The organism is Streptomyces glomeratus (genome assembly GCF_021462825.1).
Lineage (GTDB): Bacteria > Actinomycetota > Actinomycetes > Streptomycetales > Streptomycetaceae > Streptomyces > Streptomyces glomeratus.
The window spans coordinates 1-13,887 of record NZ_JAKEEB010000036.1 but is presented as its reverse complement, the minus strand read 5'-3'; the positions used below and the strand labels follow the sequence as shown (position 1 = coordinate 13,887).

Annotated in this window: 11 protein-coding genes and 3 pseudogenes; 3 read left to right on the top strand and 11 right to left on the bottom strand. The window is 68.3% G+C overall.

The genetic code is table 11. The features are described from left to right. Positions 1–89: 89 nt before the first annotated feature. From LZ604_RS29385 to LZ604_RS29370, 4 genes and pseudogenes are all read right to left on the bottom strand, one after another. The gene (locus LZ604_RS29385; protein ID WP_234518800.1) at positions 90–1,775 is read right to left on the bottom strand and encodes a ribonuclease J; all 1,686 of its coding nucleotides are present in this window, start codon (positions 1,773–1,775) and stop codon (positions 90–92) included. 192 nt (positions 1,776–1,967) lie between these two features. Then, positions 1,968–2,222: a hypothetical protein gene (locus LZ604_RS29380; RefSeq protein ID WP_234518799.1), complete on the bottom strand. Its 255-nt coding sequence runs from the start codon at positions 2,220–2,222 to the stop codon at positions 1,968–1,970. Between the two features lie 385 nt (positions 2,223–2,607). Then, complete coding sequence (locus tag LZ604_RS29375) at positions 2,608–2,952, bottom strand: MerR family transcriptional regulator (RefSeq protein ID WP_234518797.1); 345 nt, start codon at positions 2,950–2,952, stop codon at positions 2,608–2,610. A gap of 959 nt (positions 2,953–3,911) precedes the next feature. After that, positions 3,912–4,329: pseudogene (locus LZ604_RS29370) on the bottom strand (ATP-binding protein). Positions 4,330–4,610: 281 nt separating this feature from the next. Here LZ604_RS29370 and trhA point away from each other — a divergent pair. Further along, positions 4,611–5,348, top strand: coding sequence for a PAQR family membrane homeostasis protein TrhA (gene trhA, locus LZ604_RS29365; RefSeq protein WP_234518795.1), 738 nt, complete (start codon positions 4,611–4,613; stop codon positions 5,346–5,348). A 96-nt stretch (positions 5,349–5,444) separates the two neighbouring features. Here the strand turns inward: trhA and LZ604_RS29360 are convergent, their stop codons facing one another. Then, complete coding sequence (locus LZ604_RS29360; protein WP_234518793.1) at positions 5,445–5,783, bottom strand: MerR family transcriptional regulator; 339 nt, start codon at positions 5,781–5,783, stop codon at positions 5,445–5,447. A gap of 1,063 nt (positions 5,784–6,846) precedes the next feature. Here LZ604_RS29360 and LZ604_RS29355 point away from each other — a divergent pair. Next, entirely contained in the window at positions 6,847–7,206 is a 360-nt protein-coding gene (locus LZ604_RS29355; RefSeq protein WP_234518791.1) for a hypothetical protein, read from the top strand. 83 nt (positions 7,207–7,289) lie between these two features. Then, positions 7,290–8,570: pseudogene (locus LZ604_RS29350) on the top strand (IS30 family transposase). A 72-nt stretch (positions 8,571–8,642) separates the two neighbouring features. Here the strand turns inward: LZ604_RS29350 and LZ604_RS29345 are convergent. From LZ604_RS29345 to LZ604_RS29320, 6 genes and pseudogenes are all read right to left on the bottom strand, one after another. Next, on the bottom strand, positions 8,643–8,969 hold the full coding sequence (locus LZ604_RS29345; RefSeq protein ID WP_234518790.1) for an SCO5918 family protein: 327 nt from the start codon (positions 8,967–8,969) through the stop codon (positions 8,643–8,645). A gap of 50 nt (positions 8,970–9,019) precedes the next feature. Beyond that, on the bottom strand, positions 9,020–9,421 hold the full coding sequence (locus tag LZ604_RS29340; RefSeq protein ID WP_234518789.1) for a CBS domain-containing protein: 402 nt from the start codon (positions 9,419–9,421) through the stop codon (positions 9,020–9,022). A 45-nt stretch (positions 9,422–9,466) separates the two neighbouring features. Next, entirely contained in the window at positions 9,467–10,963 is a 1,497-nt protein-coding gene (locus LZ604_RS29335; protein WP_234518788.1) for a DEAD/DEAH box helicase, read from the bottom strand. 347 nt (positions 10,964–11,310) lie between these two features. Next, positions 11,311–11,514: a cold-shock protein gene (locus LZ604_RS29330; protein ID WP_234518787.1), complete on the bottom strand. Its 204-nt coding sequence runs from the start codon at positions 11,512–11,514 to the stop codon at positions 11,311–11,313. Between the two features lie 960 nt (positions 11,515–12,474). Further along, on the bottom strand, positions 12,475–12,717 hold the full coding sequence (locus LZ604_RS29325; RefSeq protein WP_134028265.1) for a DUF5302 domain-containing protein: 243 nt from the start codon (positions 12,715–12,717) through the stop codon (positions 12,475–12,477). A gap of 205 nt (positions 12,718–12,922) precedes the next feature. Continuing rightward, a pseudogene (locus LZ604_RS29320) lies at positions 12,923–13,602 on the bottom strand (helicase-related protein); the annotation flags it as partial. Positions 13,603–13,887 lie beyond the last annotated feature (285 nt).

Below are 13,887 nucleotides of genomic sequence, written 5' to 3'. Positions count from 1 at the left end.
TCCACGTGATGCGTCATCGGAAACACGTCACAAGGTGTGTGGACGGGAGGACATCGGCGTCCGCCCCCAGACGCCTGCCCGGGTGTGGCTCAGGCGTCGATGATGACGGGGATGATGAGGGGCTTGCGGCGGTGGGTGCGGAACGCCCAGTTGGCGACGGCCCGGGCGAGGAGCTGTTCGAGTTGGCGCGCGTCCCCGACACCTTCCTCGGCTGCGGTGGCCAAGGTCTTCTCGATGACGGGGATGACCGGCTCGAAGGTGGCGTCGTCGTGCACGAAGCCCCGGGCCAGGAAGTCGGGGGCCTCGGCGAGGGCGCCGGTGTCCGCGTCGACGATCGCCACCACCGTCACCACGCCTTCGGCGGCGAGGGTGAGGCGGTCCTTCAGGGACGCCTCGGTGGCTCCGCCGACTTCCATGCCGTCCACGTAGACGTTGCCGGCGGGAACCTTGCCGGTGATGGACGCGCGTCCGTCGATCAGGTCGACGACGACGCCGTCCTCGGCGATGACGACCCGGTCGGGGTCGACACCGGTACGGATGGCGAGGTCGGCGTTGGCCCGCAGGTGGCGCCATTCGCCGTGCACGGGCATCACGTTGCGGGGTTTGACGATGTTGTAGCAGTACACGAGTTCGCCGGCGCTGGCGTGTCCGGAGACGTGCACCTTGGCGTTGCCCTTGTGGACCACGTGGGCGCCCCACCGGGTGAGTCCGTTGATCACCCGGTAGATGGCGTTCTCGTTGCCGGGGATGAGAGAGCTGGCGAGCAGGACGGTGTCGCCCTTGCCGATGCGGATCATGTGGTCGCGGTTGGCCATCCGTGACAGCGCGGCCATCGGTTCGCCCTGGGAGCCGGTGCACACCAGAGTGATCTTGTGATCCGGGAGCTTCTCCAGCTCCTTCGTGCTCACGACCAGACCGGACGGCACCTTCAGATAGCCCAGGTCACGGGCGATGCCCATGTTGCGGACCATCGACCGGCCGACGAAGGCTACCTTGCGGCCGTACTGGTGGGCGGCGTCCAGGACCTGCTGGATACGGTGCACATGGCTGGCGAAGCTGGAGACGATGACCCGGCGCGGCGCGGTGCGCATCACCTGCTCGATCGCCGGGTTCAACTCTCGCTCGGATGTGGTGAAGCCGGGTACTTCGGCGTTGGTGGAGTCGGTGAGGAACAGGTCCACGCCCTCCTCGCCGAGGCGCGCGAAGGCGCGCAGATCGGTGATGCGGTCGTCGAGAGGGAACTGGTCCATCTTGAAGTCGCCGGTGTGCAGCACCATCCCGGCCCGAGTGCGGATCGCCACCGCGAGGCTGTCGGGAATGGAGTGGTTGACCGCCACGAACTCGCAGTCGAAGGGCCCGAAACGACGCCGGTCGCCCTCCCGCACCCGCACCGTGCGCGGCCGGATGCCGTGTTCCTTGAGCTTGGCCTCCAGGAACGCCAGCGTCAGCTTGGAGCCGACGACGGGAATGTCGCGCCGTTCGCGCAGCAGGTACGGCACGCCGCCGATGTGGTCCTCGTGGCCGTGGGTGAGGACCACGGCCACGATGTCGTCCAGCCGGTCCCGGATCGAGGTGAAATCCGGCAGGATCACGTCGACACCGGGCTGGGTCTCCTCGGGGAACAGCACGCCACAGTCGACGATGAGCAGCTTGCCCGCGTGCTCGAAGACGGTCATGTTGCGGCCGATCTCACCCAGGCCGCCGAGGGCGATGATCCGCAGCCCTCCTTCGGGAAGGGGCGGGGCGGCTTTCAGTTCGGGGTGTGGATGACTCATACCCTGACGGTACCCGGAGAGCGGGACAGGGTGATCCATTACCTCCTCCCGACAGGGTCGGGGCACCACAACGGGTATCCGGGGACGATCCGATGACGCCGGCGGCAGGACAGGGAGGGATCAAGGCGGGGTCCAGCCAAGGTGAGCTCAAAAGCCGCCAGGAGATGATCTTGGAGTCCTGAAGGCGGCGGGTCAGGATGCGGTAGGCATCGCGCGGGCGAGCGGCGCCAGGTTTCCGTACAGGGCGGCTGCGAGTTCGCGGGCCCGGCTCTCGCCTGCCACGTCGTGCAGTACGAAGTAGACCGGCCCCGCGGAGGAGTCCGAGCGGATCTCGCCGGCGCGGATCATGTGGATGACCGCGGCGCGGATGGCGTCGTACACCGAGTCGGCGACGGCGCGCTGCGGGGCGGTGATCATGTCTGCCCTCGCCGTCCGGTGCTCGCCCATAGACTCGATGGCGACGACGACGGCGTCCTGCTCCTCGGCCTGCCGAGGCCGGCATGCCCCGTCGCGTCGGGAATGAGGTCGGCGGGGCAGGGAGCCGGCAGCGGCTGCATGAGAACCATCGTGCCAGGCGCGCGGGACGGCACGGATGTCGACACGGCAAGCATGTGCCTCACTGGGCCTGGCAGGCCGCCGATGGGCAACCGGCGCGCTGGCAGGGCTCCGGCCCGGGACTGGTGGAACCGTCTCGGACAGAGACGGACCCCAGCGTGGTGATCGCCGGCGTCCCTGCCCTGTGGAAGTAAGGGGCGCTCGTTTCAGGGGCGAGGGTGGGGTCCAGTCGGTGGCGGGCCGGGAGCGTCGTCCGTGTCTTCGTGCCGGCGTCCGGTCAGGCTGAGGTCTTCGACTGCGGCTCGGGGCCTTGTGTGCGCATTTGCTCGTTGATGCGCTGCGCTTCTTCGAGTTGGTCTTCGAGGACGATGATGCGGCAGGCAGCTTCGATGGGGGTGCCCTGGTCGACGAGTTCGCGGGCACGGGCAGCGATGCGCAGCTGGTAGCGGGAGTAGCGGCGGTGGCCGCCTTCGGAACGCAAAGGTGTGATCAGGCGGTGTTCGCCGAGGGCGCGCAGGAAGGCGGGGGTGGCGCCGAGCATGTCGGCGGCCCGGCCCATGGTGTAGGCGGGGTAGTCGTCGTCATCGAGAGGGGTGACGGCGCGGGAACTGCCAGGGGGCATAGACCTCTTCTTCCGGGGGACGCGTCGGGGGGCCCGGGCACCGTACTGGCACCCGGGCCCCGAGCTTTCAACACCATCTACCGGCGAACTGCGCCGGCCTTGTATGTCCGCAGGGTCCGCCTGGGAGGGCGGGACTGCGGGGATCGCGGATGCGTGACCGGGGACCACCTTCCAATCCGGGGCCTGCGGTACCCGGGCGGACTGCTTCCTCGCCCGGGCGATCCTGATGGCGTCTCGCTCCTTACCTTCGGTTACTCGGTGATACTGCTGGATTACCGCGGGTACTGCTCACGACCCTCTTGGGCCGTGTCCTGCTTGACCTGCCGGCACGGCAGTTCGTGTCTGCCGTGCCCACTTCGACTTCCTGGGTACGACAAAGACAGTAACCCTGCTACGGGCCAATGTCTACTGTTGTCACGACAGGTTTTCTCCATGGTTAGTGTCTGGAGTTCTTCGGCAGATACACCCGGAAGAGTGCTGTCCCGGGTTGCTTCCCGGCTCGGCAACCACATGCTGGGCCTGGAGGCACAGAACCGATCCAGGTGGGGGGACAGCGCATGACCGCCAATGGAGACCGGCCTTTACCTCGGTACAGCCGTTGGCGCTGAGATTGATCACGGCCCTGAGTTGAGGGCTGCCGCCGCCCCCGGGCCGCCGAGGTACGCGCCAAACGGGCCATGGGATGGTCTTGTCCCGTGAGTGATCCGCAGGGTTCCGGTGCGCGCGGAGGCTGGCTGGCCTGCATCCATGAACGACGGCGGGAGGCTCGCCGCAGCAGGGGGCCGCGGCGGCGGTCGTTGGAGGAGGCTGCTCAGTGGGCAGCCGACGACCTGGAGGGCGTTGGCTGGCGGGATCGGCCACCGGCCCGGCGGCGGACTCTCCATGAGGTAGCCGAGCGGGGCGCCGGCTACCTGGCGGGCCGGTAGACACCTGCGGCAGGTTCCGGCGCCCAGGGACGGTCACAGCAGGCGGCCGGCCGGATCTCCGCCGGGGTCGTCGGCCGGCACGATGGCGGCCCTGACTCGCTTGCCCACCGGCTCGCGGCGCACCTCGAAGCTCTGGCACACGGCCATGATGATCTCCAGGTTGTGCTGCCCGGCCCGGCCCGGGTCTGCGGGGCAGGCCGCGGGCAGTGCCGGGTCGGTGTCCCAGACGCTGATCTGGACGGCGCTTTCGCTGACCTCCAGGTCCAGTAGGCAGGGGCCTGGCGCGTACTTGTAGGCGTTGGTGACCAGCTTGCTGACGGCCAGCTGCACGGTGCCCATCGCGCGGTCGGAGACCGGGATGCCGTGTACTGCCTGTACGTCGGTCAGGAGGCGGCAGGCCGCGCTGCGGGCCCGGCGATCGGTTCGCCGCCTCGAAGGCGAGGGCCGACAGTATCGGGCGGCGGGCCAGCGGCTGGTCCTCGTTTTCGTGCACCACCGGGCGCACACCGCCACCCTCATCCTGAGCAACCCGGTTATGGCGCACGAATACCCCCGAAACGGCATGGCACGCATCCGCACGACCGGCCCCCGCCCGGCGTGACTTCCTGTGGCGGCCACCGCGGGCCCAGTTGGTGGCGAGACCGACCTCGACGGACGCTGTCACGGGCAGGCTCTTAGCATGATCGGATGGTTGCCGATGATGCCCAGAAGAACGGGACAGGACGGGAAGTTGTGTCTGGGGACGCCGTAGCCGGTCTCTCCGGCGGATCACATCATGGCAATGCCGGGGAGGAGTTTCACCCGGTTGCCGACCTGGTCGAGTGGGCGGCCGACCTGGTCGAGCCGGTCAAGCCGAAGCTGCGTGGCTGGCTCCATGCCGCGATGGTCCCTGCCTCGGTGAGCGCCGGCATCGTCCTCGTCTGCCTGGCTCGGACCCAGCAGGCGGCCCTGGCCTGCACCGTGTACTCCGTCACCGCCTGGCTGCTGTTCGGGACGAGCGCCGTCTACCACCTCGGTACCTGGGGGCCGATGGGCGAGGCCGTCCTGCGTCGCCTCGATCACGCCAACATCTTCCTGATCACCGCCGGGACCAGCACCCCTCTGGCCGTGCTCCTCCTCCCTCCCGACCGGCGAAACCTGCTGCTGTGGATCGTATGGACGGGCGCGCTGACCGGTATCGCCTTCCGCGTGCTGTGGGTCAACGCTTCCCGCTGGCTGTACACCCCCTGCTACCTGGCCCTGGGATGGGCACCGGTGCGTTACCTGCCTGACTTCCTGCACACCGGCGGTGCGGCCGTGGTCACCCTGACAGTGACCGGCGGTCTCCTCTACAGCGCGGGCGCGGTGGTCTACACCGTCCAACGCCCCGACCCCTCGCCCCGCTGGTTCGGCTTCCACGAGGTGTTCCACGCCTTGACCGTGGCGGCCTTCACCGCCCACTACATCGCCATCTCCCTCGCCGTCTACTGACGGTGGAGCCGTTCGGACACGAGGATCATCTCTGCGCGCCGCAGCCCGGCCACGCGCGGGTGTGACAGCCCGCCGATACCGGCGGGCCCGATCACCTCAGGCTGCGGCCGGTGGACTGGACGATCCGCCGGTGCGCCGGTATTCGGCGTTGATGCGCTGGGCTTCTTCGAGCTGGTCTTCGAGGATGATGATCCGGCATGCGGCCTCGATCGGGGTGCCCTGGTCGACGAGCTCACGCGCGCGGGCCGCGATGCGCAGTTGGTAGCGGGAGTAGCGGCGGTGTCCGCCCTCGGAGCGCAGTGGTGTGATCAGCCGCGCTTCGCCGATGGCGCGGAGAAAGCCGGGAGTGGTACCGAGCAACTCGGCGGCCCGGCCCATCGTGTAGGCGGGGTAGTCGTCGTCGTCGAGACGGCTTAGCGACTCGTCTGCTGTCATCTCACCTCTCTGCGGAACGCGTGGAGGGGCCTTGGTGCCGTTTGGCACCAAGGCCCCGAAGGAACTGCAACACCATCTGCCGACCCTAGTGCTGCGCCGGCCTTCTGTGTCCGCCCGGTCGCCTGATACTCCGGCGGGGGTGCGGGGATCGCGGATGCGTGACCGGAGACCACCTACCTATCGATGTCCTGCGGTACCCGGGCTCGCGTCTTCCGCCCGGGCGATCCTGATGGTGCTCGACTCCTCCGTTCTTCCCTCGGAACCAATCACTTGCAAACAGGGACTGCGTACTACTGGTACTGCAACCGCGTCAACTGCGGTCCTGCTCACGGCGGCCCCTCATCACTTCGGGCCACCCGGTCCGGTCGTCAGTCCCGTCGCCGTCGCACAACAACCTGGCTTCGGAACTCCACCACCGCACCGTCATACGTGGACTGCTGCCCGGCAGTTCGTGTCTGCCGGGCCTTGCTCGATCTCGTCTACGAAAGAAACCATAATCACTGAGACATCGAAGTCTACTCCAGCGAGTATAGATTTACTGCGGCTCGACGATGAAGTCTCCGGCTGAGCCGATCTGCGATTACTGGGGGCTGTCCGCAGCACAGGTCCGACGCACGGATGAGACCCAGAGCCGCCCGCGGAGCTTCCCGTGGCGGCGCCGACCGGCGCGGCGCGTCGACCGGCGCTTCTCAGCCCCCTCCGGCGAGCACGGTGGCTCGGGTGGGTTGGCGGGCGGGGGCAGGGTCGGGTAGGCAAGGGCCGGGCATGAACGATCCGCGGACGAGGGTGACCCTGATGAACACAATGTCCGTCAACGCCACAGCTGCCCCGTTCCACGCGGCCGTTGCCGACGCACGCGATACCGCACAAGCGTTCATCGAAGACCTGCGGCAGCCGAAACGGCAGCCGCCCAATGCCTCGAAGCACGCCCCTCGCTCGCAGCCGCCGCACATGCGCACCCCCGGCCTGTCGTGCGGTACCAGGGGAGCCGTATGCACCCGTCTCGCCCGGTTGCGCCATCGTTCAAGCCGCCCGTGCGGACCGATGCATAGAATCCGATCCCATGTCGAAGCCTGACGAGCTGCTCGTTGCGATAGCTGCCCTTGTGGAGTCCGGGCAGAGCAATCAGATGTCCCTGACCGTGGTCACCAGTGGTGCTGTCATCACCGGTCGGCTGGCTCCGGAAGCCATGTGGAGGCAGAGGGTGTCCGAGGTGCTGACGGACTCCGCCGACCTGGGCGAGTTCTCCGCCGTCTTCGACAACCCCGCGAGGAAGGACGGAGCGCCCACGCATCTGCATTTCCACGTGGCCCGGATCCTGCAGGGGGCGGTGGGGATCCCGGAGACAGGCGGGATGTACCGCGTCGCGATCGAGGACGTCAGTGCCTGGACCGTGGGCGACTTCAGCTACTCCGACCATTGACTCACCGACCCACGGCACACAGAGGCCCCACCGGCGCGCTTCCGTTCTAGTGATCGTCGCAACACCCCAGTCCAAGGGGTGCGATGGACTTCGAGATCCGGAAGGATCGACGGCCTCAGGGGCTCAGGAGGTCGGACCCTGAGCGGGAGGAACACCTTCGGCTCGTGGATCTTGGAATAGGGAACACGGAAGCCTGCCGGATCATCGGCATCAACCGCCGCACCGGCAAGCGTTGACTCTACGGCCGGCAGGCATCCGGGAGGTACAGGGTAGCCCCGCCCATCGTGGACACGGGGCTGCCCTGGCAAGCGCCCGAACCCCCGGCTGACCCTGGGGAACTCGTCGGCCCGTCGCGCTACCTCACCGAGGCCGACCCGCATCCACATCGCTGACCGGCTCCGGGAGACGGCGTCCGTCCGGGCCGTCGCGGCCGAGCTTGGCCGCAGTCCCTCCAGCGTAAGCCGGGAGATCGCCGCAACCGCACGCTCATGCCCAACGGCGGCTGGCCCTACCGTCCGTACGCCGCCCAGCGCCGCGCGGACGCCCGCGAACCGCGCCGCAAGCCCGGCAAGATCGGCCAGAACCCCAGGCTGCGGGACTTTCTCCAGGACCACGTGACCCGGCGGTGGAGCCCGGAGCAGATCTGCCACGCTCTACGGGCACGCTTCCCCGACCAGTCGGAGATGCACGTGGTCCACGAGACGATCTACCAGGCGCTTTACGACCAAGGCCGCGGGGAACTGAGGCGCGAGCTGACCCGGGCCCTGCGGACCGGACGCGCGATACGCCGCCCGCACCGGCACTCGGCGGCCCGCCGAGTGCGGTTCGTGCACCCCATGGTCATGATCAGCGAACGGCCCGCCGAGGCCGCCGACCGGGCTGTCCCCGGCCACTGGGAAGGCGGCCTGATCGTCGGCAAGAACAACGGCTCCGCCATCGGCACCGTGGTCGAACGCAGTCCACTCGCCAGCACCCGCTACCTGATGCTCGTGCACCTCCTACGCGACCACGGCGCGGCCGCTGTCCGCAACGCGCTCACCGAGATCGTCCAGACCCTCCCACCTCACCTGATGCGGTCCCTGACCTGGGACCAGGGCATCGAGATGGCCTCCCACCGCGCCTTCACCATCACCACGGACATCCCGGTCTATTTCTGAGACCCGCCCAGCCGCTGGCAGCGCGGCTCGAACGGGAACACCAACGGCCTGCTGCGGCAGTACTTCCCGACACCCAAGGGCACCGACCTATCCCGCCACACCCGCGAGGATCTGGACGCCGCCGCCACCGAACTCAACAGCCGCCCACGCAAAACGCTCGGCTGGGAGACCCCAGCCGAGCGTCTGTCTAAACTGCTCGCGGCTTGATCAACTCACCGCAGTGTTGCTACGACCCCTGGAATTCGCCCACGCCGGTGGGGCCTCACTGCTCTGTTCGGCTCACACCTGTCCGTAAGTCAGGCGGACAGGCAGAGTGCCGAGCGTTGCGGAAGCCGGCCCGTACGGGTCGGCCAGGGGCGCAGATGCGGCGGCAGGGCGGGTGCGGCAGGTGAAGCCGAGTTGGGTCATGGCCCTGAGGACTTCGCCGGTGCTGAAATCGCGCCGGTCCTGGCGGGTGACGACCTGGCCGACCTGCTTGGCGGGGTAGTGGCGTCGTCCGATGATGACGAACTCACCGGTGACCAGCTCAGGTGTGATGCCCTTCATCGATTCCACCACGCCGCTCTTGGTCAGGTCGAACGGGAAGCGAGCGATGACACAGCGCATGATGCCTCCAGGGAGAAGAGAAGACGGGGCCGGGTAGGGGTGACAGCGGTTCAGCGAGAGAGGGCGAGGACGCCCAGAGCGTTGCCGTGTCCGTCGACCACCGGCGGGGCCCCGAGCCAGCGGCAGCGCATCGCACGCTCGGCTTCGGCCCTCGTGGCCAGCGGCGAGGCGAAGGGCCCGATGACGTCGGCGATGTCACGCAGGCGGATCCGGTCCGTGTATCCGGCACCGTCACGAACGGCCGTGAGCCGGTCCCGGGTGACCAGGCCGGTGCACATACCGTCCTCGTCGCAGACCACCAGCTGACCTGTACGGGCGGCGGCCATCACGGACAGTGCCACCTCCACGGTCATGTCCTCCCAGACCTGCGGTCCGGCCGCGTCCGCGGGATCGGCCGCCGTCTGCACCGCGTTGGTACGTGTTGAGCGGAACTGCGTCTGGTCCAGCGTCAAAGGGTGCCTCCTGCGAAGTTGGGCGGGCTTCCTGACACGAGGGTTCTATGCCGCCGCACCGGCGGTGGACTGCCGTACGGGCGCACGGCGAGCCGCCGAGACAGGGCGGCGTCGGCCGCGTGAGGTGGCGCCGCGCTTCTTGGGGCGTTCGACCACCGGTGCGGTGATGACGACCGGGATGCCGGAGGGGGCCTGGGCGCCGGTGATGCGGTGCAGGGCCTCTTCGCCGACGCGGACCTGGGTGGTCTGGGGGACGATGCCGGCCGCTGCCATGAGGCGGGTCATGCCGCGGCGCTGGTTGGGGGTGACCAGGGTGACGACGCTGCCGGACTCTCCTGCGCGGGCGGTGCGGCCGCCGCGGTGGAGGTAGTCCTTGTGGTCGGTCGGCGGGTCGACGTTGACGACGAGGTCGAGGTTGTCGACGTGGATGCCGCGCGCCGCGACGTTGGTCGCTACCAGTACGTTGACGTGTCCGGTCTTGAACTGTGCCAGCGTGCGGGTGCGCTGGGGCTGTGACTTCCCGCCGTGCAGGGCGGCGGCCCGTACCCCGCTGTTCAGGAGGTGTTCGGTGAGGCCGTCGACGGCGTGCTTGGTGTCGAGGAACATGATCACGCGGCCGTCGCGTGCGGCGATCTGGGTGGTTGCCGTGTGCTTGTCGGCGCCGTGAATGTGGAGCACGTGGTGCTCCATCGCCGTGACCGCGCCGGCCGAGGGGTCGACGGAGTGCACGACGGGGTCGCTGAGGTAGCGGCGCACGAGCAGGTCGACGTTGCGGTCGAGAGTGGCGGAGAACAGCATGCGCTGGCCTTCGGGGCGGACCTGGTCGAGGAGGGCGGTGACCTGCGGCATGAAGCCCATGTCGGCCATCTGGTCGGCCTCGTCGAGGACGGTGATGGAAACCTGGTTCAGTCGGCAGTCGCCACGGTCGATGAGGTCTTTGAGGCGTCCCGGCGTGGCGACGACGATCTCGGCGCCGGCGCGCAGCGCGCTCGCCTGTCGGCCGATCGGCATTCCGCCCACCACCGTGGCCAGCCGCAGCCTCACGGAGCGGGCGTACGGGGCGAGCGCGTCGGTGACCTGCTGCGCCAGTTCACGCGTGGGTACGAGGATCAGCCCCAGCGGCTGCCTGGCCTCGGCGCGCTGCCCGGCCGTACGGGCCAGCAGCGCCAGCCCGAAAGCGAGGGTCTTGCCGGAGCCGGTGCGGCCACGGCCCAGTACGTCCCGGCCGGCGAGGGAATTCGGCAGGGTCGCGGCCTGGATCGGGAAGGGGACGGTCACGCCTTGCGAGCTGAGCGCGCCCAGCAGCGCCCCGGGCATGTCGAGATCGGCGAAGCCCTCCACCGCGGGGAGCGCGGGAGTGATCGTCCTGGGCAGCGCGAACTCTCCCTGGACCGCGGCGGGCCGGCGGCCGTAACCACCGGAACGGCCCGGGCCGCCGGAGCGGCTCCTGGCCGACGAACCGAATCGGCTGCCGCCCCTTCCGGATTCGGCACTGCCGTTACGGGTGCGGGTGAAGCGGTCGTTCGTGCGTGTGCGGTTCATGCGGAACCTTCCTCGATGCGGCACATATCAAGGAATTCCCGCAGCGATCAGCAGCACAGAGAATTGCAAGAATGGACCGGTGGAATGCGACAGCGAATCTGACCGACGAAAAATCCGTGCGGCACAGGAGCTGGAATGAGTGGCGCGAAGCGGACGCAATGTTCGGGCGTCCGCCGCGATGAAGCTATGAATGGATGCGTGCACCCCTGCAGGATGCCCCGTATGCAGTGAGCCTACGGGTTTCCTGGTTGTCGTCCGCAGGCGAAACCACTGCGGGAAAATGCGAGTAGCTGGGGCCCGCACCCCGAAGGACGCGGGCTCCAGCTACAAGTATGCGACAGTCAGCGTCAGGCGAGAACAATGTTCTCGGCCGTCGGGCCCTTCTGGCCCTGCGCGATGTCGAAGGTCACCCTCTGGCCCTCCAGCAGCTCGCGGAAGCCCTGGGCGGCAATGTTCGAGTAGTGGGCGAACACATCAGCGCCGCCACCGTCCTGCTCGATGAAGCCGAAGCCCTTTTCCGCGTTGAACCACTTCACAGTACCAGCAGCCATGTCATTTCTCCTTTGGGGCAGTGCATCGGGATCCGCACTGCACGGACCCCGTGTCGCCGCGATGATCACCCCGCCCGGAAAAAGACCGGATAACAAAAGTGCTTCCAGTGGCACAGGCGCCGCCCGGAGGGCACTTGAAGTTTTGGGAACCACAACTGCAACTGAGATCGACAGTAGCACGCCGAAGCGTCCTGTGTGCGGTGAAGAATCCCACCCCCACTTAATGCGATAGAGAATCTGTCTGCCTGTCCCGGTGAAACCTCAGCTCGCGGGCACAGATTTTGGCCCAGCCGGAGCGCAACGTTTCGGGAAGCTTTGGGGGCGCGCCCAGCGTAAGGGCTGCTCCCCCAAAAGATGGTGCGGGCGGGCGTGGAGATCAGGGTGGCTCCGGCAAGCGTCACGGCCCGTCTCCGGCGCACGCACGGGAGCGGCCATATCGAAGACCATCAAGGACCAGACCGTCGATCAGCTCGGTGGCAACAGCAGCATCCTGGCGCGGCAACGCCGTGAGCACGAGGAAACGGCGGCTGACGGCTCTGCACCTGACCCTCGACGACCTTCACCAGCGGGAACGCGTTCTGAAGCAAGCGGTGCAGCTGGTCTTCAGCCATGCCTTCGTGGAAGAGACGGTGCTGTGGCCCGCCGTACGAACCTCAGGCCCGGACGCCGAGGAACTGACGACAGCCGCAGTCGTTTTTCACAGCGATACAGGGGCACGCAAGGCGCGCAACACCGGCCGCGTACCCTCGGACAAGGCAGTGCCCTCATCCCGGAATTCCAGTTCGGCGGCGCCACCGACCCGAGCCAACCGCATCTGGGCCATTCCCCCAGGCGAGTCCCCCGGCTACGCCCCGCCCGCGACGCGCGCACGGGCATGCGCACGTCGCGGGCCACTGCACGGGACGCGCGAATAGATAGCGCGAGTGCCGGTGAAGCGGTTAGATCGCGGGGCTCATCGACTCAGCCACCGCTCTTGCGCCTGAACGACCGCTGGCTCGCAGCCGGGCCGTGCGCCGAACGCACCTTCGATGCATCGGACTTGGCGGCAATATCAGCGGCATCCGCCTGCGCACCGCGCTTGCGCGCCAGGGCTTCGCGGAACTTGCGCTTGAGGTCGTAGTTGCCGTCGCTGTCCGGCTCCAGAGGGGACGTCTCGGGGGCAGCCGGCTCCGAACCTTCCGTAGATACGGGCTCTGCGGTCATGGGGACCTCCTGGGTTCGGGGGTGGGCAAGCACAGCTTGTCATGCTGGGCGCAGTGCGAGGCACCGGCAACATCATTCTGCTCCGTTTCGGCGGGTATCCCTCTCGCGGCCAAAGGCGTTGACTTCATAGGTGAGGCGCACATGACGGCTTCGGGCCGGGCCGAGGGTTGTCGATCCCGTGGCCAGGCTGGCAGGGCAACGGCTCTCAGCCGTTGCGACGCACGAGGGCGGCCCTGCGGGCCTCGGCGAGCTTGCGGGCCTCGCCGGCCTTTCGGGACTTGCCGCCGGCGCCGCGGGAGGTGCCCTTGCTGGTGCCTAGGCCGCGGAAGGGAGCGTTGGTGTTCTTGGGTCGGGGGAGGGCGGGCTCGCCGTCGAGCCGGATCCCGGAGGGAGTCTTGGCGCCGGTGATCCGGCTCAGCGCCGCCTCGCCCGAGCGCACCTTGGTGACGGTCGGCTCGATGCCGGCCCCGGCCATCATGCGGCTCGTCGCGCGGCGCTGGCCCGCCAGCACGAGCGTGACCACGCTGCCGGACTCACCGGCGCGGGCGGTGCGGCCCGCCCGGTACACATAGTCCTTGGCATCGGTGGGCGGGTCGACGTTGACCACGAGATTGAGGTCGTCGACGTGCAGGCCACGGGCCACGACATTGGTCGCCACCAGAACGGTGATCTGGCTGTTCCTGAACTGCGCCAGGGTCCGTGTGCGCTGTGGCTGGGACTTGCCGCTGTGCAGGGCCCCGGCGTGCACCCCGCTGGCCCGCAGACGCCGGGTGAGCCGGTCGACGGCGTGCTTGTGTCGAGGAACAGCAGTACGCGGCCGTCGCGGGCGGCGATTTCCGTGATGACGGCGTAGCGGTCAGGGCCGTGGACGACCAGAACGTGGTACGCAGGTAGGCGCGGAAGCCGCGGGAGCTGTAGGCCTTCTCTGCAACGACCCGGTCGGGCTTGCAGTGCGGTCGGCCCAGGCCGATGCGGGGGACGCGGATCCGTTCCAGCAGAGAGCGGGCGCAGATGCTGTCGTGACGTTGGCCCGGCGTAGGAGGACGGCGAGCGGGCGTCCTTTGCCGTCGTCGCAGGCGAGATGGATTTTTGTGGAAGCTCCTATAGATCGTCAAGCGGCTTGTGTGAGCTGTTCAGCGGTGATTTGAGGGCGGGGCAGGTGGCGGTAGA

What these genes read in the sequence shown, in the direction of transcription:
- LZ604_RS29355 (WP_234518791.1), top strand. Translation starts at nt 6,847, where the DNA reads ATGTCGAAGCCTGACGAGCTGCTCGTTGCGATAGCTGCCCTTGTGGAG.
- LZ604_RS29360 (WP_234518793.1), bottom strand. Translation starts at nt 5,783, where the DNA reads ATGACAGCAGACGAGTCGCTAAGCCGTCTCGACGACGACGACTACCCC.
- LZ604_RS29325 (WP_134028265.1), bottom strand. Translation starts at nt 12,717, where the DNA reads ATGACCGCAGAGCCCGTATCTACGGAAGGTTCGGAGCCGGCTGCCCCC.
- LZ604_RS29375 (WP_234518797.1), bottom strand. Translation starts at nt 2,952, where the DNA reads ATGCCCCCTGGCAGTTCCCGCGCCGTCACCCCTCTCGATGACGACGAC.
- LZ604_RS29330 (WP_234518787.1), bottom strand. Translation starts at nt 11,514, where the DNA reads ATGGCTGCTGGTACTGTGAAGTGGTTCAACGCGGAAAAGGGCTTCGGC.
- LZ604_RS29345 (WP_234518790.1), bottom strand. Translation starts at nt 8,969, where the DNA reads ATGCGCTGTGTCATCGCTCGCTTCCCGTTCGACCTGACCAAGAGCGGC.
- LZ604_RS29380 (WP_234518799.1), bottom strand. Translation starts at nt 2,222, where the DNA reads ATGGGCGAGCACCGGACGGCGAGGGCAGACATGATCACCGCCCCGCAG.
- LZ604_RS29385 (WP_234518800.1), bottom strand. Translation starts at nt 1,775, where the DNA reads ATGAGTCATCCACACCCCGAACTGAAAGCCGCCCCGCCCCTTCCCGAA.
- LZ604_RS29335 (WP_234518788.1), bottom strand. Translation starts at nt 10,963, where the DNA reads ATGAACCGCACACGCACGAACGACCGCTTCACCCGCACCCGTAACGGC.